General features: G+C 73.9%; 15 protein-coding genes and 1 pseudogene. 3 read left to right on the top strand and 13 right to left on the bottom strand.

What is annotated here, in order from left to right:
* Positions 1 to 61: 61 nt before the first annotated feature.
* Positions 62 to 529 (bottom strand): hypothetical protein, encoded by a 468-nt coding sequence (locus IO29_RS10310; protein WP_051707868.1) that lies wholly within the window; start codon positions 527 to 529, stop codon positions 62 to 64.
* A gap of 1,009 nt (positions 530 to 1,538) precedes the next feature.
* Positions 1,539 to 2,666 carry a glutamate 5-kinase gene (gene proB / locus IO29_RS10305; protein ID WP_030381714.1) on the bottom strand — a complete coding sequence of 376 codons (1,128 nt, stop codon included), beginning with the start codon at positions 2,664 to 2,666 and terminating at the stop codon, positions 1,539 to 1,541.
* A 369-nt stretch (positions 2,667 to 3,035) separates the two neighbouring features.
* On the opposite strand from proB, the gene IO29_RS10300 reads away from it, so the two are divergent.
* Entirely contained in the window at positions 3,036 to 5,129 is a 2,094-nt protein-coding gene (locus IO29_RS10300; protein ID WP_030381715.1) for a hypothetical protein, read from the top strand.
* A gap of 355 nt (positions 5,130 to 5,484) precedes the next feature.
* Here IO29_RS10300 and obgE read toward each other — a convergent pair whose 3' ends face one another.
* The 7 genes from obgE to IO29_RS10265 form a co-directional block, all read right to left on the bottom strand.
* On the bottom strand, positions 5,485 to 6,930 hold the full coding sequence (gene obgE, locus IO29_RS10295) for a GTPase ObgE (RefSeq protein ID WP_030381716.1): 1,446 nt from the start codon (positions 6,928 to 6,930) through the stop codon (positions 5,485 to 5,487).
* 111 nt (positions 6,931 to 7,041) lie between these two features.
* Entirely contained in the window at positions 7,042 to 7,296 is a 255-nt protein-coding gene (rpmA, locus tag IO29_RS10290; RefSeq protein ID WP_006137396.1) for a 50S ribosomal protein L27, read from the bottom strand.
* 14 nt (positions 7,297 to 7,310) lie between these two features.
* Positions 7,311 to 7,631 carry a 50S ribosomal protein L21 gene (gene rplU / locus IO29_RS10285; RefSeq protein ID WP_006132815.1) on the bottom strand — a complete coding sequence of 107 codons (321 nt, stop codon included), beginning with the start codon at positions 7,629 to 7,631 and terminating at the stop codon, positions 7,311 to 7,313.
* A 253-nt stretch (positions 7,632 to 7,884) separates the two neighbouring features.
* A complete protein-coding gene (locus IO29_RS10280) occupies positions 7,885 to 12,333 on the bottom strand; it encodes an Rne/Rng family ribonuclease (RefSeq protein ID WP_030381717.1) in 4,449 nt (1,482 codons plus the stop codon).
* Between the two features lie 245 nt (positions 12,334 to 12,578).
* Positions 12,579 to 13,367 carry a TIGR03936 family radical SAM-associated protein gene (locus IO29_RS10275; protein WP_030381718.1) on the bottom strand — a complete coding sequence of 263 codons (789 nt, stop codon included), beginning with the start codon at positions 13,365 to 13,367 and terminating at the stop codon, positions 12,579 to 12,581.
* A gap of 46 nt (positions 13,368 to 13,413) precedes the next feature.
* Positions 13,414 to 14,568 carry a hypothetical protein gene (locus IO29_RS10270; RefSeq protein ID WP_051707869.1) on the bottom strand — a complete coding sequence of 385 codons (1,155 nt, stop codon included), beginning with the start codon at positions 14,566 to 14,568 and terminating at the stop codon, positions 13,414 to 13,416.
* Positions 14,569 to 14,669: 101 nt separating this feature from the next.
* Positions 14,670 to 16,784: a restriction endonuclease gene (locus tag IO29_RS10265; protein WP_030381720.1), complete on the bottom strand. Its 2,115-nt coding sequence runs from the start codon at positions 16,782 to 16,784 to the stop codon at positions 14,670 to 14,672.
* A gap of 189 nt (positions 16,785 to 16,973) precedes the next feature.
* Between IO29_RS10265 and IO29_RS10260 the strand changes: the two genes are divergently transcribed.
* Positions 16,974 to 17,759 carry a hypothetical protein gene (locus tag IO29_RS10260; RefSeq protein WP_030381721.1) on the top strand — a complete coding sequence of 262 codons (786 nt, stop codon included), beginning with the start codon at positions 16,974 to 16,976 and terminating at the stop codon, positions 17,757 to 17,759.
* Positions 17,760 to 17,870: 111 nt separating this feature from the next.
* Here IO29_RS10260 and IO29_RS39350 read toward each other — a convergent pair whose 3' ends face one another.
* The 3 genes from IO29_RS39350 to IO29_RS10255 form a co-directional block, all read right to left on the bottom strand.
* Entirely contained in the window at positions 17,871 to 18,014 is a 144-nt protein-coding gene (locus IO29_RS39350) for a hypothetical protein (protein WP_234307614.1), read from the bottom strand.
* Positions 18,015 to 18,163: 149 nt separating this feature from the next.
* On the bottom strand, positions 18,164 to 18,289 hold the full coding sequence (locus IO29_RS39990; protein ID WP_267881996.1) for a hypothetical protein: 126 nt from the start codon (positions 18,287 to 18,289) through the stop codon (positions 18,164 to 18,166).
* Between the two features lie 66 nt (positions 18,290 to 18,355).
* Positions 18,356 to 19,534, bottom strand: a complete 1,179-nt coding sequence (locus IO29_RS10255) for a S1 family peptidase (protein ID WP_030381722.1) — start codon at positions 19,532 to 19,534, stop codon at positions 18,356 to 18,358.
* Positions 19,535 to 19,862: 328 nt separating this feature from the next.
* On the opposite strand from IO29_RS10255, the pseudogene IO29_RS39345 reads away from it, so the two are divergent.
* Positions 19,863 to 20,183 (top strand): annotated as a pseudogene (locus tag IO29_RS39345) (transposase); the annotation flags it as partial.
* Positions 20,184 to 20,340: 157 nt separating this feature from the next.
* Here IO29_RS39345 and IO29_RS10250 read toward each other — a convergent pair.
* Positions 20,341 to 22,281 (bottom strand): TIGR03960 family B12-binding radical SAM protein, encoded by a 1,941-nt coding sequence (locus tag IO29_RS10250; protein ID WP_030381723.1) that lies wholly within the window; start codon positions 22,279 to 22,281, stop codon positions 20,341 to 20,343.
* Positions 22,282 to 22,410: the final 129 nt, after the last annotated feature.

The following is a 22,410-nucleotide window of genomic DNA, read 5'->3' as shown; positions in this document are numbered from 1 at the left end:
CCACCGGCCGGTCCACGCTCCGAGACGGGGCGAACCGGGAGAAAAGCATTGCCGGCGCCGGTCAGAAGGGGTGGACGCCCACCGGGGTCGCGGGGGCCGGGCCGTAGCCGGCGGCCACGCGCTGGTGGTAGGTCTCGCGGTCGATGACCTCCAGGCCGACGATCTCCCAGGGTGGCAGCCGGGCGGTGCGCCGGTGCTCGCCCCACAGGCGGAGGGCGACCGCGGCGGCGTCGTGCAGGTCGCGGGCCTCCTCCCAGTAGCGGATCTCGGCGTGGTCGCCGGCGTAGCGGCTGGTGAGCAGGAAGGGGTGGTCGTGCGCGAGCTGTTCGAGCCCCCGCCGGACGTCGTCGAGCGGCGCCTCCCCACCGGACACGCTGAGCGTGACATGCCACAACCGGTCGCCGGCCCCGGCGGTCCGCCCGGATCCCCCGTCGACGCCGGGCTCGACCACCGCGCCGGACTCCTCGTACACCCCTCCGACGGCCCCCCGCCCCTCCCCCGCCCCGCGCAGCGCCCGCACCCCACGCAGCGCCTGCGGCCCGCGCGCACCGGCCCCGAACCGCGACTCCCGATCGCCGGACCCAAGCCGCGACTCCCGGTCGCCGGACCCGAACCGCGACTCCCGGTCGCCGGAGACGGCCCCGGGTTCACGATCGCCGGACACGGCTTCCCCCACACCCCGGACGCCGGAACCGGCCCGCGGCTCCGGCACGCGGCCCGTCTCCCGGGGCTCGCGCCCACCTGCCGCGCCCCGGCCACCGGGGAGCCCCGACGCGCCAGGGGCCTCACGCACCGGAGGCCTCCCGAGAGCCGCGAGGACCGGCCACGTCACGCGCCTCGCGGACACCGGCCAGATCCCGGGGCCCACGGGCGCCGGACGCGGGCCCGGGCTCACGATCACCGGGACCGACTTCGCCGACACCCCGGACGCCGGAACCGGCCCGCGGCTCGGGCACGCGGCCCGTCTCCCGGGGCTCGCGCCCACCTGCCGCGCCCCGGCCACCGGAGGCCTCCCGAGAGCCGCGAGGACCGGCCACGTCACGCGCCTCGCGGACACCGGCCAGATCCCGGGGCCCACGGGCGCCGGACGCGGGCCCGGACCCCCGGGCGCCGGATCCTGGCCGCGTATCGCGGTCGCCGGACGCGAACCGGGGCTCGCGGGTGTCGGACCCGGGCCGCAGGTCGGCGCGGGTGTCGGAGCCGGGCCGCAGGTCGGGGCCCGCGGTGCCGGGCCGGGGGTCTCGGGCCACGGATCCGCGGCGGAGGTCGCGAGCCCCGGTGCCGGGCCGGGGGTCGAGGGTGGGGCCCTCGGGGTGGGACGGTGGGGTCCCAGGGCGCACTCGTCTCACGGCGGCCTCCTTCAGCGCGCGGTCGTGCCGTGTCCAGCGGTCGTGCGGAACGTGTCCCCGGGAGACAGTTGAGCAGGCGGGAGGCGGTCGTGTGGCGGTTTTGCGGAACGTCCTCCGTCGGAGGTGGTCGAACGGGTGTTCGGTTCGGAGCGGGTCGAAGCGGGTCGGGGCGGGACGGAGCCCCGCCGCTCACGCCTCCAGCAGGACCAGGTCGTCGCGGTGCACGACCTCCCGCTCGTACGCCGGTCCCAGTTCCCGCGCCAGCTCGTGGGTCGAGCGGCCGATCAAACGGGGGATCTCCCTGGCGTCGAAGTTGACGAGTCCGCGCGCCACCGCCCGGCCCGTGCCGTCGCGCAGCTCCACCGGGTCGCCCGCCGTGAAGTCGCCCTCGGCGCCCGCGATGCCCGCGGGCAGCAGCGACTTGCGGCCCTCGACGACCGCGCGGACGGCCCCGTCGTCGAGGATCAGCGCCCCCTGCGGGGCGGAGGCGTGCTGGAGCCAGAGCAGCCGGTCGGCGGAGCGCTTGCCGGTGGGGTGGAAGTACGTGCCGGTGTCGCCCCCGGCCAGCGCCTCGGCGGCGTGCACCGCGCTGGTCAGGACGACGGGGATGCCGGCCGCCGCCGCGATCCGGGCCGCCTCCACCTTCGTGACCATGCCGCCCGTGCCCACGCCCGCCCGGCCCGCACTGCCGATCTCGACGCCCGCGAGATCGGCGGGCCCCCGCACCTGCGATATCCGCGAGGTGCCGGGCCTGCCGGGGTCGCCGTCGTAGACGCCGTCCACGTCGGAGAGGAGCACCAGCAGGTCCGCGTGGACGAGGTGGGCGACGAGCGCGGCGAGCCGGTCGTTGTCGCCGAAGCGGATCTCGTCCGTGGCAACCGTGTCGTTCTCGTTGACGACCGGCAGCGCGCCCATCGCGAGGAGCTTGTCCAGCGTGCGGGAGGCGTTGCGGTGGTGGGCGCGCCGGCTGGTGTCGTCCGAGGTGAGCAGCACCTGCCCGACGCGGATCCCGTAGCGGGCGAAGGAGGCGGTGTAGCGGGCGACGAGGAGGCCCTGGCCGACGCTGGCGGCGGCCTGCTGGCGGGCCAGGTCACGGGGGCGGCGGCGCAGGCCGAGCGGGGCGAGACCGGCGGCGATGGCACCGGAGGAGACCAGCACGACCTCCTTCTCACCTCCGCCGTGGTGCTTGGCGAGCACGTCGACCAGGGCGTCGACACGATCGGCGTCCAGGCCGCCGGCGGCGGTCGTGAGGGAGGAGGAGCCGACCTTCACGACGATCCGGCGTGCTGCTTGGACGTCCTGCCTGTGCGCTGACACGTGCGCCTCTCGCTTTCCCGACATGTACGGACGATTGCCCCGACGAGCGGTTCCTTCCCGCAACATACGGGAACGGGACGGCGGGGTGCGCGGGGGTTTCGGGGGGTGGACGGGGGCCGACGGAGGTCGACGGGGGCGGACCGGACGGCGGACGGGGAGGAGGTGTACGGGGTCACAGGACCCGCGCCCCTTATGTGCGGTTCGCGGCGATAGCGGGTGGCGGAGATTGCTTGCCGGGCGTCCGAAGTCATACCGTCAGCCTCGGCTCTCCTCGTTGGGGCACCCTTGTTCGGGCGTGCTCGAAGGGCGGGCCGTCACCTCCCACGCTCCCCCCCCATCCGCCGTATTCCCTCCGCAGGAGCCCAGCCCGTGCCCTCCGCAGGCCCCGCCACCCGCCGTCTCGTGCAGGTGGCCACGCTGTGCGCGATGTTCGCGCTTTTCACGGCCCAGATCATCACCGCGCTGCTGCCGAACGCCCCGGTCCTCGTCGCCGTGAGCGCGGCCGGACTCGCCCTGGACCTGTACTACCAGTACCGCGATCCCGGCCTCCTCGCCCTCCTCGGCAAGGTCCGGTTCGACGTCACGGTCCGCCAGCTGCTGCGCGACATGCTGATCCTGCTGGGACTGCTGCGGATCGACGGCATCGCGCCACTGCGCGAGCAGGCGCCCCTGACGGTCGCGCTGTGCGCCTTCTACGCGCTGCACTTCTGCTGCCAGGCCGTCGCCGTCCTGGTCCGCCGCACCCGCACGCTGCCGATCGTCACCCGCAACATCGACGCCTCCGCGCTGCACCTGACCAAGGCCCCGCCGCGCATCCTGGCCCGCCGCCAGGGCCACCGGCTGCTGGTCTTCTCCGTCCCGGCCACCGCCGGCCTGCTGGCCACCGCCGCCACCGGTGACGGCCCGTGGGGCTACATCGGCGTCGGCGCCGCCCTGCTGCTGGCCGTCGGCGGCATCGCGTACCTGGGCACCTGGCTGCTCAAGGGCAAGCGTGCCAAGACCGAGCAGCAGGTCATGGAGTGGCTGGACGGCTGGCTGGCCGAGTACCGGCCCACGTTCGCGATGTACTTCTCCGGCGGGACGACGTCGGCGTACCAGGCCAACATGTGGCTCTCCACGCTCTCCCAGCTCGACGGCCGGCCGCTGATCGTGCTGCGCGAGCGGTTCATGGTGCAGAAGATCGAGGCCACGGACGTGCCGGTGATCTGCTTCCCGAAGGTCTCCACGATGTTCTCGCTGGAGAACTCGACGCTGAAGATGATGCTGCACCCCGCCAACGCGGCGAAGACGTCCCAGGTGCTGCGCATCCCCACGATCAAGCACGCCTTCATCAACCACGGCGAGAGCGACAAGCTCTCCTCCTGCAACCCGTACGCCAAGGCCTACGACGAGGTGTGGGTCGCCGGCCCCGCCGCCCGCGAGCGGTACGCGCTGGCCGAGGTCGGCGTCGAGGACAAGGACATCGTGGAGGTCGGCCGGCCGCAGCTCGCGCCGATCCGCCCCTACTCCGGCGCCCCGACGGGCACGTACACCACCGTGCTGTACGCCCCCACCTGGGAGGGCTGGGACGGCAACCCCGGCAACACCTCCGTGGTGCTGGCCGGCGAGAACGTCGTCCGCAAGCTCCTCGCCGACGACGGCGTACGACTGCTCTACAAGCCGCACCCGATGACCGGTTCCGTCGACCCGCGCGCGGGCCGCGCCAACGAGCGCATCAAGGCGATGATCGCGGAGGCGAACGCCAAGCGGTCGGGGGCCCGGCCGGGCCCGGAGGCCGCCGCCGAGCTGGCCCGCCGGACGGCCGAGCTGGACCGGCTCACCTCCACGGACTTCCGTACGAGCGCGGACGAGATGGAGCGGATGCTGCTCCAGGGCCGGCCCGACGGGCAGCGCGAGGCGCGGATCGCCGAGGCGACGGCGGCCTGGGAGAAGGCCTACTGGGCCTCCTTCCCGGAGTGGGAGCACCAGATCATCACCGACGCGCGGCCGGGCATCTTCGCCTGCTTCAACCAGGCGGACCTGCTCGTCAGCGATGTGTCGTCGGTGGTGTCGGACTGGCTCTCCAGCGAGAAGCCGTACGCGGTCGCGAACACCTCGGGGCTGTCGGAGGAGGCGTTCCGGGAGGCGTTCCCGACGGTGTCCGCGGGCGTGGTGCTCACGCCCAAGGCGGGCGGGGTGAAGGGGCTGCTCGAGTCGGTGCGGCACCCGGAGAAGGACGCGTTCACGGCGGCGCGGGCGGAGCTGAAGGTGCAGCTCCTCGGGCCCTCGGAGCCGCCGTCGCTGGTCCGCTTCAACGAGGCGGTGCAGGCGCTGTGCGACCGCGCCGACGAGCGGCGGGTCCGCATGGAGTCCCGCACGTCCTCCGAGATCCCCGCACCGCGCGGTGCCGCCGAGGAGGCCCCGGAAGAACTGGCCATCGAGGCGGACGCGACCCCGGGCACGGAGGACTCCGTCACCGCGTGACCACACACCCCCGCTGCCCCGCCAGGGACACGGGGGTGTCCCCCTCTTCACACGATTCCGCCACGCAGCCGCGCCCCGTAAGGGGCGCGGGGCTGTGTCCTCTGCGCGACAACGCCGCAGGGGCGCGAGCAACCATGCGTCCCGTAAGGGGCGCGGGGAACTGCGCGACCAGCCCCCTCACACCCGCACCCGCCCCACAACCCCCCACCCCCCGAGCTCTCGGGCGCTCCGCCCCGGGGTCGAAGGGGCGGAGCCCCTGGGGGACTGTGGGGGTTACCCCCATCGCCCCAGCGGCACGACTGCCCGCAGCGAGGCGAGGCGGGGCGGGGTGCCCGCCGCGCGCGCCCGCGTCCGGTCAGAACGGCTCGAAGTCGTCGTACTCGCGGAGCGACTCGTCCCGCTCCGCCTCCCGGTCCCGGCGCCGCTGCGCCGCCGGCCGCGGCGCCTCGAAACGGTGGTCCTCGCCACGCCGGCCGAGCATCTCCGCCCCCGCCATCACCGTCGGCTCCCAGTCGAAGACGACCGCGTTGTCCTCCGGACCGATCGCGACGGCGTCGCCCGTGCGGGCACCGGCCTTCATCAGGGCCTCTTCCACCCCGAGCCGGTTCAGCCGGTCGGCGAGGTAGCCGACCGCCTCGTCGTTGCTGAAGTCGGTCTGCCGCACCCACCGCTCGGGCTTCTCGCCCCGCACCCGGAACAGCGGCTCGCCCTCGGACTCCTCCTGGGTGACCGTGAAGCCGGAGTCGTCGACCGCCTTGGGCCGGATGACGATACGGGTCGCCTCCTCCTTCGGCCGCGCCGCCCGCGCCTGCGCGACCAGCTCCGCCAGCGCGAACGACAACTCCCGCAGCCCCATGTGGGCGACCGCGGACACTTCGAAGACGCGGTAACCCCGCTCCTCCAGCTCCGGCCGCACCATCTCGGCGAGGTCCTTGCCGTCGGGCACGTCGATCTTGTTGAGGACGACGATCCGCGGCCGGTCGTCCAGACCGCCGTACTGCCGCAGCTCCGCCTCGATGACGTCGAGGTCGGAGAGCGGGTCGCGCTCGGACTCCAGCGTCGCGGTGTCCAGGACGTGCACGAGCACGCTGCACCGCTCCACGTGGCGCAGGAACTCCAGGCCCAGCCCCTTGCCCTGGCTGGCGCCCGGGATGAGCCCGGGGACGTCCGCGACGGTGTAGACGGTGGAGCCCGCCGTCACCACGCCCAGGTTGGGGACGAGGGTCGTGAACGGGTAGTCGGCGATCTTCGGCTTCGCCGCGCTCAGCACGGAGATCAGCGAGGACTTGCCGGCGCTGGGGTAGCCGACCAGCGCCACGTCGGCGACGGTCTTGAGCTCCAGCACGATGTCCTGGAGGTCGCCCGGCACGCCGAGCAGCGCGAAGCCGGGGGCCTTGCGCCGCGCGGAGGCGAGCGCCGCGTTGCCGAGGCCGCCGCGGCCGCCCTGGGCGGCGACGTAGGACGTGCCGTGGCCGACGAGGTCGGCGAGGACGTTGCCGGCCCTGTCGAGCACCACCGTGCCGTCGGGGACCGGCAGGACGAGGTCCTGGCCGTCCTTGCCGGAGCGGTTGCCGCCCTCGCCGGGCTTGCCGTTGGTGGCCTTGCGGTGCGGCGAGTGGTGGTAGTCGAGCAGCGTGGTCACGGACTGGTCGACGGTGAGGATCACATCGCCGCCCCGGCCGCCGTTGCCGCCGTCCGGGCCGCCGAGCGGCTTGAACTTCTCACGGTGGACGGAGGCACAGCCGTGGCCTCCGTTACCCGCGGCGACGTGCAGCTCGACGCGGTCCACGAAGGTGGTCATGGGATGTGCCTCCAGTTACTGCTTACTGCGCGAATGTCTCTTGCGTAACACGCGAAAGGCGGACCCGCTTCCCCTCGGGGAAGTGAGGCCCGCCTCGCGAAAGTGTCCGGGTCAGCCGACCGGGACGATGTTCACGACCTTGCGGCCACGGCTGGTGCCGAACTCCACCGCACCGGCCTGCAACGCGAACAGCGTGTCGTCGCCGCCGCGGCCGACGCCGCTGCCCGGGTGGAAGTGGGTGCCGCGCTGGCGGACGATGATCTCACCGGCGTTCACGACCTGACCGCCGAAGCGCTTCACGCCGAGCCGCTGGGCGTTGGAGTCGCGACCGTTCCGGGTGGACGATGCGCCCTTCTTGTGTGCCATCTCTTCTCAGTCCCTTACTTCGCAGCCGCGGGGATCTCAGTGACCTTGATCGCCGTGTACTGCTGGCGGTGGCCCTGACGACGGCGGTAGCCGGTCTTGTTCTTGTAGCGCAGAATGTCGATCTTCTGGCCCTTGTGGTGGTCCACGACCTCGGCCTGGACCTTGATGCCGGCCAGCACCCACGGGTCGCTGGTCACGGAGTCGCCGTCGACGACGAGCAGGGTCGAGAGCTCGACCGTGTCGCCCACCTTGGCGGTGGAAATCTTGTCAACCTCGACGATGTCGCCGACAGCAACCTTGTGCTGGCGACCACCGCTGCGCACGATGGCGTACACGCGGATCTCACTCTCTACGCTCGGGAACGGCACCCCCGCAGTCCAGCCACCCGACAACACGGGCCGCCTCTCCGGCACACGCGGTGCCCCGGAGGAAGAGGTTTACGGGGATGTGGCGCGTCACTCGACACGCCGACGGTCAAGGTTACGGGGCAGTCCCGACAGGGTCAAACCGAGCCCCGCGGGCGTCAACGCGCGGTGGCCCACCCGCGAGGTGCGGGTGGGCCACCGTCGTGCGTACCGGCGCTGCGCGTCAGTCGTCCGTGGACGCGGACACCGTCGGCTGTCCCGGCTCCGTCGCCGCCGCCGTCTTCTTCGCCGTCGACTTCTTGGCCGCGGCCTTCTTCGTCGTCGTCTTCTTGGCGGCGGTCTTCTTCGCGGCGGTCTTCTTGGCCGTCGTCTTCTTCGTCGCGGCCTTCTTCGCCGTGGCCTTCTTGGCGGTCTTGCGGGCCGCCTTCTTGGCCGTGGCCGCCTCCTGCTCGGCCTCCTCCGGTCCGGCCTCCTCCGCCGGGGTCTCCGCGGACGGCACGACCACGACGGCCGCGTCCTCCGAGGAGGTCGGCGCGGTGGCCTTGCGGACGGCGCGGCGGCGCGGACGGGCCGGCGCGGCGCTCTCGGCGGCCGGCTCCGGCTGCCCGGCCCGCTCCGCCGCCTGCTGCTCCGGCTCGGGCGTCTCGGCCGGCGCGGGGGCGGGCGCCGGCTCGGTGACCGTCACCACGGCCTCCTCCGGCGCGGTCGCCGGTGCCGACACCCTGCGGGTGGCCCGGCGGCGCGTACGGCCCTTGGGCGCCGCCGGCTCGACGGCCTCGGGGGCCTCGGCGGCCTCGACCACCGGGTCCTCCGCGGCGGCCGGTTCGGCGTGCGCGGCCTCGGCCGGCTCCGGGCGCACCGGACGCGCGGTCTCCTCCTCGACGCTCACGCCCTGCGCTGTCGGCGCCTCGGGCTCGGCGACGGCCGGCTTCGGCGCGCCCGCCGGGGCGGACGCCCGCCGGGTCGCCCGGCGCCGCGAACGGCCCCGGGTGGCCGCGGCCTCCGCCTCGGCGACGCTGCTGTACAGCTCCTCGTCGGGCGTGAACTCGGGCACCTCGGCCGCGGCGGCCGGCCGCTGCTCGGTGACCGGCTCGGGCGCGGTCTCCTCGGCCGCGGTCTCCTCGGCCGCCTGCGTGCCGTGCTCGTGCGTCTCGTGCTCGTGGCCCTGGTCGGCCCCGCCCCGGCCGCGCTTGCGGCGCTTGCCGCCGCCACCGCCGCCGCCGGACGAGCTCGGCTGGTCCAGGTGCACGATGACACCGCGCCCGTTGCAGTGCACGCAGGTCTCGGAGAAGGACTCCAGCAGGCCCTGGCCGACCCGCTTGCGGGTCATCTGCACGAGGCCCAGCGAGGTGACCTCGGCCACCTGGTGCTTCGTCCGGTCCCGGCCCAGGCACTCGAGGAGGCGCCGCAGCACCAGGTCCCGGTTGGACTCCAGCACCATGTCGATGAAGTCGATGACGATGATGCCGCCGAGGTCGCGCAGCCGCAGCTGACGCACGATCTCCTCGGCCGCCTCCAGGTTGTTCCTGGTGACGGTCTCCTCGAGGTTGCCGCCCTGACCGGTGAACTTGCCGGTGTTGACGTCGATGACGACCATCGCCTCGGTCCGGTCGATCACCAGCGAACCGCCGCTGGGCAGCCAGACCTTGCGGTCCAGCGCCTTGGCGAGCTGCTCGTCGATCCGGTACGTGGCGAAGACGTCGGTCTCGCTCGTCCAGCGCGACAGGCGCGGCGCGAGGTCGGGGGCGACGTGGGAGACGTAGCCGTGGATCGTCTCCCAGGCCTCGTCGCCGCTGACGACGACCTTGGAGAAGTCCTCGTTGAAGATGTCCCGCACGACCCGGACGGTCATGTCCGGCTCGCCGTACAGCAGCGTCGGGGCGCTGCCGCCGTTCCTGGACTTCCTCTTGATCTCCTCCCACTGCGCCTGGAGCCGCTCGACGTCGCGGCGCAGCTCGTCCTCGCTGGCGCCCTCGGCGGCGGTGCGCACGATGACGCCCGCGTCCTCGGGGACGACCTTCTTGAGGATGCTCTTCAGCCGGGCCCGCTCGGTGTCGGGCAGTTTGCGGCTGATGCCGGTCATCGAGCCCTCGGGCACGTAGACCAGGTAGCGGCCGGGCAGCGAGACCTGGCTGGTGAGGCGGGCGCCCTTGTGGCCGATCGGGTCCTTGGTGACCTGGACCAGGACGGACTGCCCGGACTTCAGCGCGGACTCGATGCGGCGCGGGCCGCCCGACATGCCGAGCGCCTCGAAGTTGACCTCACCGGCGTAGAGCACGGCGTTGCGGCCCTTGCCGATGTCGATGAAGGCGGCCTCCATCGACGGCAGTACGTTCTGCACCTTGCCGAGGTAGACGTTGCCGACGTACGAGACGGCCTGTTCCTTGTTGACGTAGTGCTCGACGAGCACGTTGTCCTCGAGGACGCCGATCTGCGTGCGCTCGCCGCTCTGCCGGACCACCATCACGCGCTCGACGGCCTCGCGGCGGGCCAGGAACTCGGCCTCGGTGATGATCGGGACGCGCCGGCGGCCCTGCTCACGGCCCTCGCGGCGGCGCTGCTTCTTGGCCTCCAGCCGCGTGGAGCCCTTGATGGACTGCACCTCGTCGACCGGCTCGCTCGCCTTGCGGGGCTCGCGGACCTTGACGACCGTGCGCTCGGGGTCGTCGGCGGACGGCTCGCCCTCGCCGGAGCCGTCGCCCGCGCGGCGGCGGCGACGGCGGCGCCGGCGGGTGCCGCTGGAGCTGCCCCCCTGGTCGCCGCGGAAGTCGTCCTCGGCGTCCTCGGCATCCTCGGTGGTCTGCTCGACGGTGTCCTCGGCGTCCTGCGTGGCCTGCGCCGCGGCGACGTCCTCGGCGTCGTCCGAGTCGCCCGCTTCTCCGTCGGCGGCCTCGCCCCGGCGGCGACGGCGGCCACCGCGGCGGCGGCGCCGGCGGGAGCCGGTCTCCTCGCTGTCGTCGTCGGTGTCGGTGGCGATGTCGTCCTCGGCCGCCTCCGGCTCCTCCTCGGGCTCCTCCGCCGTCTCGGCGGGCTGCGCGGCGGCCGGCGCCTCGTCGCCGTCCGCACCGCCACGGCGGCGACGGCGGCGGCGCGAACCGCCGGTCTCCTCCTCGGCGACGGGCTCGGCGGGCCGCTCGGGCCGCTGGGGCTGCTCGGTCCGCTCGGGCTGCTCGGTCCGCTCGGGCTGTTCCTGCTGCTCCTGCCGGGCCTCGGCGGCCGCGGCGGCGGCAGCGCGCTCCGGGGTCTGGAACATCGGTTCGGTGAACACGGGCGCCTGGAAGACGGCGACGGCGGGCCGCTTGGGACGCCGCGAGCCCTCGTCCGTCTCCTCGCCCGTGCCCTGCCGTCCGGCGGGCTGGGCGGGGGCGGCGAAGCCGGTGGCGGCCTTGCGGACGGCACGGCGCCGGCGACGGGGGCCGGTCTCCTCGGCGGCGAGGGCGTCACCGACCTCGGGCGGCGCGGCGAGGGTGCCGGGCTCCGGGGCGGTGTCGGCGTCGTCGGCGGTCACGGGCGCCTCCACGCGCTCCTCGGGGGCACCGGCGGGCGCGGAGACCCGGCGGGTGGCGCGGCGGCGACTGCGCCGGGAACCGGCGTCCTCGGCCTCGGCCTCGGCGATCTGGGCGCCGGGGACGGACTCGACGGAGATCTCGGCGGCGACGGGGGTCTCGGGGGTGACCGGGGTCCCGGCGGTGACGGGGGTTTCGGCGGTCTCCGCGGACACCTGCTGGTCGGCGGCGGGCGCCTGCGGCGCACCGGCGGGCGCGGACGCCCGGCGGGTGGCGCGGCGCCGCGTACGCGGCGGAGTGGCTTCGGCGGGGGCTTCGGCGCCACCGTCGGCGGCAGCGCCCGACTCGGTGCCGGCGGACGCGGGCTCCTCGGCGGCCGCCCGCGGCGCGCCAGCGGAAGCGGCAGTCGCGGCTTCGTCGGCGGCGGCCGCCTGCGGCGCACCGGCGGGCGCGGACGCCCGACGGGTGGCCCGTCGCCGCGTACGCGGCGGAGCGGCCTCGGTGGGCGCCTCGGCGTCACCGTCGGCGGCAGCCGCGCCGGACGCGGCCTCGTCGCCGTCGACCGGCACCGCGGGCGCCGACCCGGCGGACGCGGACGTCGGCGTCTCGCCGACGGCCGAGCCCTCGGCCGCCGTCTGCGGCGCACCCGCGGGCGCGGACGCCCGGCGCGCCGCCCGCCGACGCGCACGCGGCGGAGCGGCCTCGGCGGCGTCATCAGGCACGTCGGTCACGGCCGGGGTCTCCCCGGCCGCACCGGCATCGTCGGCCGCCGGAGTCACCACCGTCTCGGCGGCCCCGGCCCCCTCGGGGGCACCGGCGGGCGCGGAGACCTTGCGGGTCGCGCGGCGCCGCGCACGCGGCGGCGCGGCGTCACCGGACGCGGCGGAGGCGGCGTCCGCGACGGCGGCCGTCTCCTGTGCCGCGGCGTCGCTCACCGCCGCCGTCTCCGTGCCGGCGAGGGCCGCCTCTTCGGCGTCGTCCTCCGCGCCGGCCGGCGCGGCGGTGTCCGTGATCTCCGGCGTCGTCTCCGACGCCGCGCCCGGCGGGCCCGCCGGGCGGGACGCGGCGCGGCGCCTGCGGCGCGGCGGCAGCGTGTCGCTGGGGGTGCTGGAAGCGTTGGAGTCGCTGGTTGCGGAACCCTCGGCGGGTTCGATCGGTTCGAGCATGCGGGCGTATCTCCCGTCAGGCTTCCGGGCGCCCCGCCTGGTCCGGCAGTGCCGGTGACGTCCGCGGCTCGCGCGGTGCGCGCCTGCCGCCGTCCGGGGCGCGGGCGCCGCTCGGAAGCTGTCTGTGTCCTGTCTCGCCGGTTCCGTACGCCTTGTTGTGCACGGCCTGGCGAAAGTCTTGTAGTCGGTGCGCTGCCCGACCCAGGTGGCTCCCGAGTACGAGGGCGGCGCTACGACGTCCGTCCCTACGCGGAACCTTCCGGCACCGGCGCCGGCGCGGCGGCTTCGGCGGCCCCCGCTGAAGTGGCCGGGGCGGCCGTGATCGCCTCGCGGTCGGGCGCGAGCGGGTCGGTCACCGTGCCGGTCTCTTCATCGAGCAGCCCCTGCGCCAGCCTGGTCACCGCTGCGGGGACCGGCGGCGCCAGGTCGGCCACGGCGCGGAGACCGGACAGGACGTCGTCGGGTCGTACGGCAGGCGTCACGTGCCGAACAACCAGCCGCAGTATCGCACAGGGCCGGTCGTTCGGCCTATCGGCCTGCGGAGGGTGCGTTTCGAGCCGCAGCACGGCCGGACGTGCGTCGAAGGTGCGCAGGCCGTTCTTCGTACGGCGCTGGACCTCGACGGTCCCGGCCGCGGCGAAGGCCGCGACCGCGCGCTCGGCGTCCGCGGGCGCCACGCCGTCCAGGCGCAGCTCCCACACGGAGGCCGTCAGCCGGTCGGCGAGGCCCGGGGTGCGGGCCTCGACCGCCTCTAGCACGTCGAGCCCGGTGGGCAGGGACGCGTCGAGGAGCGCGCGCAGGGTGTCCGGATCGCGCGGCTCGGTGAGCGCGATCTCCAGGTACTCCGCCTCACTGCCCGTGCCGGTGGGTGCGGCATTGGCGTACGACACCTTCGGATGCGGCGTGAACCCCGCCGAGTACGCCATGGGTACCTCGGCGCGGCGCAGCGCACGCTCGAAGGCGCGCTGGAAGTCACGGTGGCTGGTGAACCGGAGGCGGCCGCGCTTGGTGTAGCGCAGTCGGATGCGCTGCACCGCGGGTGCGGGCGGCGGGCCTTCGGGCTGTCGCTTGCCCAGTGTCCTAGTCCTTCGTGAGAGCGGTCGTCCTTCTCTCCAGAGTACGTGCCGCGTCGGCCCCGGGTTCCCGGCGGAGTGCCTCGCGCCGCTTTCCGGGCTCTCCGAACAGTGCCCGGCGCAGATCGGCGCGGGCCTGCCGGGCGGTGTCGCGCGCCGTGGCGAGCGCCTGCCTGGCGACCCGGCCGACCCCGCGCGCGGCCTCGGCGGCGGGCCGCAGCACCGCGTCGCGCACCAGGTGCCCGACGGGGGTGAGGACGCGCCGGTAGGCCCAGCGCGCCGGTTCGGCGACCGTCCACCGCAGGAGGGCGCGCAGGAGCCGCCCCACGGCGAGCGACACGCGCCCCGCGACCCGCCAGGCGTGCCCCAGCGCGGCGACGGCCTCCCGCCCGACGACCGCGAGGACCCGCCCCACCGGCCCGAGCACCCACCGCCACAGGGCGAGCGCCGGAAGTACCAGCAGCAGGCGCACGGTCCAGTACAGGACAAACCCGACCCCGGCGGCACTCGTCCGCACCAGCCACAGCAGCCCGCGCCCGACCTGGACGGTGCCGTGCCCGACGGGTATCAGCACATGCCGGTACAGCCACCGCGCCGGGACGACCACCAGCCGGCGCACGAGCCACGCCACCGCGTGCCCGCACGGCGTGAGAACCCACGCGTACGCCCACACAAGCCCGGCCGCGCCCCCGCGCAACACCCACATGAGCGCGGCACCGACACCCCGCAGCACCCACCACAGCCCCGCGCCGACACCCCGCAGCACCCATGCGAACCCCGCACCGACGCGTCGCAGTGCCCAACCGACCCCGGCGCCGACGCCGTACACCACCAGGGCGAGCCCGCGCCCGGCCGGCGCGAGGACGCGGTCGTACAGCCACACCGCCGGTACGACCAGCAGCACCCGCCCCAGCCACGCCAGTCCCGCACCGACCGGTGCCAGCACGTACCGCCACAGCGCGACCCACGGCCACACGAACACCGCCCGCCCGGCCCACGCCAGCCCCCGCCCCAGCGGCCGCAGCACCGCGCGACGCAGCAGCCGTCCACCGGCGACGAGCGCGTCCCACACCATCCGCACCGGCACGACCAGCACGAACACCACGATCCGCACCGGCATCCGCACGGCCACGACGAGACACCCCTCACCGCCCGCCGCCATGGGCTCCCGCGGCGCCGGTTCCCGCACCACGGGTCCCCGTTCCACCGGCTCGTGCACCACCGACTCCTTCGTCTCTCCCCCGTCCAACGTCCGCTCCCCCTCTACTCCACGTCGATCCCGTAGTCCCGCAACAAATCCTCCAGGCCGCCGCGGTAGCCCTTGCCGCCCAGGACGAAGTCCCAGTCGCCGCCCGGGCGGCGGCGGAACGAGCCGAGGGTGAGGGCCGTTTCGCCGGGGCGGCCGTCGGAGACCTCCAGGCGGGCCAGTTCCGTGCGGTCCGGGTCCAGCAGACGGATGCCGGCGTCCGTGAAGCCGGACAGGTCCGCGCCGGGGTCGACGGCCGGGTCGACCGCGGCGACCAGCACGAGCCGGTCGGCCGGCTGCGGCAGGGCGTCGAAGGCGACCCGCAGCGCGGCCCGGTCCGGCGTGGTGGCGGGCAGGGCGCGGACCGTGCCGTCCGGGGTGCGCGGGTTGTTGAAGAAGACGAAGTGGTCGTCGCTCAGCACCCGGTTGCCGTGGCAGACGAGCGCGCACACGTCCAGGGCGACGCCGCCGGTCCAGGACATGCCGAGCACGTTGTAGTCGTCGGTGGCGGCGGTGCCGGCGGGCTCGGGGGGCTCGCCGCGCTGCGCGGGCACCCGGCCGGCGCCGCCCGGCGTACCGGTGGGCGCTCCCCCGCCGCCGTCGCCCAGCCGGCCGCGCAGCCCGTGCCGGTGCAGCAGGTCCACCAGCTCGGGGCCGGAGATCAGCTCCAGCGGCTTGCCGTGGGCGAAGGTGTGGGAGCCGGGGCCGAAGCCGGACGTCGTGACCAGGACGCCCTTGTTGGCGCCGAGGGACTGCACCGTGCCGTACAGATCGCGGACGGCCGTCGGCGGGACGGTGTTCTTGTACCGCTTGACCTGCACCACGAGCGAGCCGCCGCGGATCGGCGTGGGGTCCAGCGCGTCGACGTCCACCCCGCCGTCGTTCGACCGCTGCGTCGTCACCGCCTGCATGCCCATCGCCCGGAACAGCTCCGCGACCAGGGCCTCGAAGGCGAGCGGATCCATCGCGAAGAGGTCGGGATCCTCCTCCCCGCCGTGCGTGACGACCCCGCCGCCGACCTCCTCCGGGCGCCGGCCCGGCCGTACGGCGGCGTACTGGTCCGGGCGGGGCGAGAGCTGGCCGTGCAACGCGTCCGTCAGACAGTCCACCGCACTGACCTGCTCCAGATGCAGACCGGCGAACAGGGACTTCGGGGCCATGACCGTGACCAGGAAGAACTCCGTGCGCCGGCCCGTCGCCGGATCGTGGTCGTCCACGAAGCCGTTGAACGCCACCGACTCCAGCGCGCCGAACTCGTCGGCCGCGAACAGCTCGTGCAGCACGAGGAGCGTGCTCTGCGCGAGCACCTCGCGGTACAGCGCCCGGCGCTGGGTGACCGGGCGGGGCGACTCCTTGTCCTGGTCGGAGCCGGGCAGATACCGCACCAGCTTCGTCTCCGGCACGATGTCGTACCGCGGCAGCTCCCAGTTGAGGACGAGCTGCCGGGCCGCCGGGTCGTAGGCCGCCGCGACCTGGCGCGGGAACCCCTCCGGCCAGGCGGAGGAGGCGTAGAGGGCGGCCGAGAAGTACTCGACGGCCGCCTCGGGGTCCGCCGCCCGCAGGGCCTCGCCCATCTGCGCGATACCCGCGTTGTGCGCGCGGATCTCCGCGAGCCTGGCCGCCGCCCACGCGTCGTACTGCCGCCGGTACTCCGCCAGTTGGCGCTGCCGCTGCGCCTCGGCCGCCTGCGCGGCGTGCCAGTCGTGTTCGAACCGGGCCCGCGCCTCCGCCTGCGCCCGGCGGCCCGCGCCCCAACCGGCCCCCGCCTGGTACTGGTTCGGATCGGGCATCGCGATCGGCTGGGCCAACGGCCCCGGCGCGAACGGCTCCAGCTCCTCCGCCCGCCCCAGCGCCCCCGCCCGGAACGCCGGTGCCCGGCAGCCGGTGGCCAGCAGCCCCCGCAACGCCTCTACCTGCGCGTCCAGCTCCTCCGTACGGCGCCGCGCCTCCGCCTCGCGCTGCTGCCGGTACGCCGCCTGCTGCTCACGCCGGCTGCGGTTCACCTCACGCTCGTACGCCCGCTGCCGCCGTTCGTACTCCCGCTGCTGCCTGGCCCGCGCCTCCAGCCCCCGCTGCTGCTGACGCTGCGCCTCGGCCCACATCCCGGCCATTCCGTTGGAGCGACGACTCATCCCCTACAGGCCCCTCCCCCAGGGCCCGGCACACCCCACGACCCCGTCCCCACAACCAGCACCAATGGGACGACTCTATCCCTCCCCACTGACAACCGACCCACCCCGTCACCCCGCCCCGACCAGCCGCATACGCTGCCCTCCTCGTACGACGATCACGAGGGTCACGACGGTCAAGGGGTGGGGCACATGCACGGAACGACGGTTCGAAGACGAGCGACGGCCACGGCGGCGCTGACGCTCGCCCTCGCGACGGCCGCGTGCGGCGCCGAGGACGGCTCGGCGGGCCCGCCGCACGCCACGGCCACCGCACGGCACGCGGCGGCGGAGCCGAAACCGAGCCCGGAGACCGGCCGCGTACTGACCCAGCACCAACTGGAGGCCGCCGTCATCGACAAGGGCGACCTGCCGGGGCTGTGGATCGAGGGGGTCGGCAGCGGCGCGGACGGCACGGAGGGCGCCGGCAACGGGCCGGCCCGGCCGGTCGCGGCCGACCTCACCGACCCGGCGGCCTGCGCCCCCGTCGACGGCGCGTCGTACGGCGTCGGCCGGCACACCCCGGTGGGCAGCGTCCGGCGCACGGCGAAGGCGGGTGCGGGCGCGGCCACCTTCGCCCTGGTCTCCTACCGGCACGGCGACGCCACCCGCACCCTGGACGACCTCCGCACCGCCCTGGAGCACTGCACCGCGTTCCACGAGAAGGGCGTGAAGGACACCCGCTTCACGGACATACGCCCCGCCGACACCGCACCCACCTGCGACGACACGGTCTCGTTCCGCTACACCAAGGTCCTCACCGGCTCCGACGGCAAGGACATGAAGATCCCCTCCCGCCTCACCGCGTTCCGCTGCGGCTCCACCGTCGCCGCGTTCCTCGCCATGACGGTGGACGGCACCGCCGCCTCCCCCGAGATCCCCGAGGACCTGCTCCACGCCCAGGCCAGGGCCCTGAAGGCGGCGGCCGGCACCTCATAGCGCCGACCGCCCCACTACACCAGTCGGTCACCGAGACAGGAGAGCCGTCGTTGCTCCCAGTCGAAGTCAGCGGCGATGACCGTTGGATCGTCGCCGGCCTGTACGGCGTCTTCAGGCCCCGGCCCCCGGTGTGTCGAACTGCGGGAACATGCAGGACGACACACGCCGGCCGACCAAGTCGATCGAGGAACGCCAGAGGTCCGGGTTCTCGGTGGCCGCCGGCGAAAGCCGCACCTGAGTCGCGTCGAGATCCACGGCCGTCACCTCGGCCGTGATCCGCTGCCCGACTTCTCCGGACGAGTGAGGTCGCGTAGTACGCGACACCAGCGGGCGGGTATGGGAAGGGTTCCCGTACCCGCCCGCTGGTCTGCGGCGGTCGGTCCACCGGCGCCGCCGACGAACCGTCAGTGCCGGGCCAGGCGCAGGATGCGCCTACGGCCGGTGGATACGAGCTGCCCGGCCGCGGTGAACAGGCGGTACGTCGGTCGGCGGGGCTCCCGGAACCTGGCCTTGCCGGTCAGGGCGAGCACCGGGCCCCACCTCGCGAAAGCCCGGGGCTGACGGCTGCTCGGGGACCCATGTGCGGTACCGGGGAATCAGGCGGTTTCCAGGGTCAGTCCGTAGCGGTTGAGGATCTCGTTGACCGGCTGGAAGGAGGTCACCGTGTTGCTTGTACCGCAGTTCCCCCCTGCGCCGGAGAGGACACCCTGTGCCTGGTCACCGCTGAGGAGCGGGCCACCGGAGTCGCCCGGCCCGGCGCAGGCGCTGGTTTCGGTCAGCCCGTACACGACGGTTCCGTCGACGTACCTGACCGTCTGGTTCTTGGCCAGCACGTAGCCGCACTGCCAGTGGGTCGTCCTGCCCGAGCGGCAGACAGACGCGCCTACCGGGGCTTCGGCCGAGCCGCGTACGAGCTGGTCCGAGACCGTGCCCCAGCCGAGTACGACCGGCGTCGTCCACCAGCCGTTGCCCGCCGAGACCCAGGCGTAGTCGTCGCCCGCGGTCGAGGAGCCCTGCACCGTACCGATGTAGGAGCCGTCCCAGCCTGTGGCGGTCACACCGACGCCGCCGCAGTGCCCGGCGGTGACGAAGCCGCCGTGTACCGCAAAGCCGATGGAGCAGTAGGCGCTGCCGCTCGTATACATGTCGCCGCCCACAATGCCGGCGGCCGTGGTCCGCATCTGCTCGGAGACGGTGTGCACGGTGACCGGGCCGGTTTTGCGGGCCTGGCGTATGAAGCGCCGGACATCGTTGTCGGTCTGCTTGTCCCGGACCACGTTCACAGTCACCGTGTTGGCGGCCGGGTCCACGAACCAGTCGCTGACGCCCTGCGGGGCGTCGAGGCGGTTGATGCGGGACATGGTCGCGTCGAGCTGGCGGGCGCTGTGCTCGACCGTGCGGACGGTGGCGCCGGCGGACCGCACCTTCCGTACCGTGGAGGCGTCCGCCTCCGGGGTGAGCGCCACGGTCAGTTTGCCGCTGTCCTCGTCGAGCCACGAGCCGCCGTAGGTGGATCCGGCGGCCTTGCGTGCCTTGGGCTCCGCGGCGGTGGCCCGGCGCTCCACGTCGAGTAGCTGCTCCGCCTCGGTGCGTGAGAGTCCTAAGTCACGCTGCATCGCCTTGAGCATGCCGGGAGAGGCGGATGCGGGACCCGGGGAGGCGGCGGCGGAGCCGGGGGATTCACTCGCCGAAGCGGGCAGGGCGCCGGCCGCGGTCAAACTCCCGAGCACCAGGAGGGCGGCCAGTCCGGCCTTTGTCAGTTTGGTACGTATCACAGTGATCTTTCATCTCTCTCTGGACGAGACAGAGCGACCCCTCACCGAGATCGCTCCCGCGTTGAGGGCAAGTCGATCACAGGGGGTGTCAGTTGCCCAGACCGATAATGATTTTCGGCTCAGTTTCACCGGCTCGGGCCCGGCGGGCCACGCAAGCGGCCGGCCGGGGTACGGGCCTGCAAGGCGTACGACTCCCGCGACAACCGCTCCTACCCGCGCGGGCGTGGAATCAAGGCCATGCCCCCACCCCGGCGGACCGCGTCCGCGACCGGGAGAAGCGCGGATCGCTCGGCGGGCGGCCGCCGACGTTCGACAAGGACGACTACTGGCAGACCGCTGGACGTGGCTGATCCTCGCTGCCTGTACCCAACTGCGACTGGCCCGGCCGCTGGCAGCCGACCGGCGCCGTCCCTGGGAAAGGTCCGTCTCCCCGGACGGGCTGACCCGGCACGTGTCCGCCGCGGCTTCCGGCACATCCGCCCCGAGGCCGTCTGCCCGGCCGAGGCGCCGAAACCCACCCGCCCCGGGCCGGCCTCCCGGGCGCAGGAACACCCGGCCCGCCCCGCGACACGGCGTCCACACACCCCGCACAACGGGCAGCCCCATGGCCCGGAACAAGAAGACGCTCAACCCACGGCTTCGCCGGACAGATGAGAGATCAAGTTGGGTACGAAGCAGCGAGACTGCGCGGGTCCCGGAACCGCCACGCAGGGGAACCGAGCGCTGCGGACACCCCGTCCTCCACAACCTCCGCAGCGGCGTCGGCGAGACGCCGCAGCGGGTCGTCACTCACGTCAGCGACCGTTTCAGCTGGTCGGAGCCGACTTCTTGACCGTCAGCGGCAGCAACTTCTTGCCGCTGTCGCTCAGTTGCGGCCATGTATCGAACTGAGGACAGACGCCACAGTCGAAGCACGGCGTCCAGCGGCAGTCGTCGACCTCTGTTTCGTCGAGGGCGTCCTGCCAGTCCTCCCAGAGCCAGTCCTTGTCGAGGCCGGAGTCGAGGTGGTCCCAGGGGAGGACTTCCTCGTAGGTACGTTCGCGGGTGGTGTACCAGTCGACGTCCACGCCCTGGGCGGGGAGCGTCTTGTCGGCGCAGGCCATCCAGCGGTCGTAGGAGAAGTGCTCGCGCCAGCCGTCGAAGCGGCCGCCGTCGTCGTAGACCGCGCGGATCACCGCGCCCAGGCGGCGGTCGCCGCGGGAGAGGAGGCCCTCGACGATGCCGGGCTTGCCGTCGTGGTAGCGGAAGCCGATGGAGCGGCCGTACTTCTTGTCGCCGCGGATCTTGTCGCGCAGCTTCGCCAGGCGCGCGTCGGTCTCCTCGGCGCTCAGCTGCGGGGCCCACTGGAAGGGGGTGTGCGGCTTGGGGACGAAGCCGCCGATCGAGACCGTGCAGCGGATGTCGTTGGAGCCGGAGACCTCGCGGCCCTTGGCGATCACGCGGGTCGCCATGTCGGCGATCTGGAGGACGTCGTCGTCGGTCTCGGTGGGCAGGCCGCACATGAAGTACAGCTTCACCTGGCGCCAGCCGTTGCCGTAGGCCGTGGCGACGGTCCGGATGAGGTCGTCCTCCGAGACCATCTTGTTGATGACCTTGCGGATGCGCTCGGAGCCGCCCTCCGGGGCGAACGTCAGGCCCGAGCGGCGGCCGTTGCGGGTCAGCTCGTTGGCCAGGTCGATGTTGAACGCGTCCACGCGGGTGGAGGGCAGGGACAGGCCGACCTTGTCCTCCTCGTAGCGGTCGGCCAGGCCCTTGGCGATGTCGCCGATCTCCGTGTGGTCCGCGGAGGAGAGGGAGAGGAGGCCGACCTCCTCGAAGCCCGTCGCCTTGAGGCCCTTGTCGACCATCTCGCCGATGCCGGTGATCGAGCGCTCGCGCACCGGGCGGGTGATCATGCCGGCCTGGCAGAAGCGGCAGCCGCGCGTGCAGCCGCGGAAGATCTCCACCGACATCCGCTCGTGCACCGTCTCCGCCAGCGGCACCAGCGGCTGCTTGGGGTACGGCCACTCGTCGAGGTCCATCACCGTGTGCTTGGACACCCGCCACGGGACGCCCGAGCGGTTGGGGACGACGCGGGCGATGCGGCCGTCGGGGAGGTACTCGACGTCGTAGAAGGCGGGGATGTAGACGCCGCCGGTCTTCGCCAGGCGGAGCAGGACCTCCTCGCGGCCGCCGGGGCGGCCCTCCGCCTTCCACTCGCGGATGACGGCGGTCATGTCGAGCACGGCCTGCTCGCCGTCGCCGATGATGGCCGCGTCGATGAAGTCGGCGATCGGCTCGGGGTTGAACGCGGCGTGGCCGCCGGCCAGGACGATCGGGTCGTCGACCGTGCGGTCCTTCGACTCCAGGGGGATGCCGGCCAGGTCCAGGGCCGTGAGCATGTTGGTGTAGCCGAGCTCCGTGGAGAAGGAGAGGCCGAAGACGTCGAAGGCCTTCACCGGGCGGTGGCTGTCGACGGTGAACTGGGGGACCCCGTGCTCCCGCATCAGGGCCTCCAGGTCCGGCCAGACGCTGTACGTGCGTTCGGCCAGGACGCGGTCCTGTTCGTTGAGTACCTCGTAGAGGATCATGACGCCCTGGTTGGGGAGGCCGACCTCGTAGGCGTCGGGGTACATCAGGGCCCAGTGGACGTCGCAGTCGTCCCAGTCCTTGACGGTGGAGTTGAGTTCGCCGCCGACGTACTGGATCGGTTTCTGCACATGCGGGAGCAGGGCCTCGAGCTGTGGGAAGACCGACTCGACTGGCATCGCGGGGTTACCTTCGGAGAGAGAGGGGTGTGGTCGACTCCGGCTTCGCCGGGGTGGGCCATCTAGCGTAACGCGGGGGTGGGGGTGCGGGGGTTTTCCGCCCCCGCCGCCCCTACCCTTCCCGTCCAT

The organism is Streptomyces sp. NRRL F-6676 (assembly GCF_000725625.1).
Classification (GTDB): Bacteria; Actinomycetota; Actinomycetes; order Streptomycetales; family Streptomycetaceae; genus Streptomyces.
This window is presented reverse-complemented; position numbering and strand designations above follow the sequence as displayed.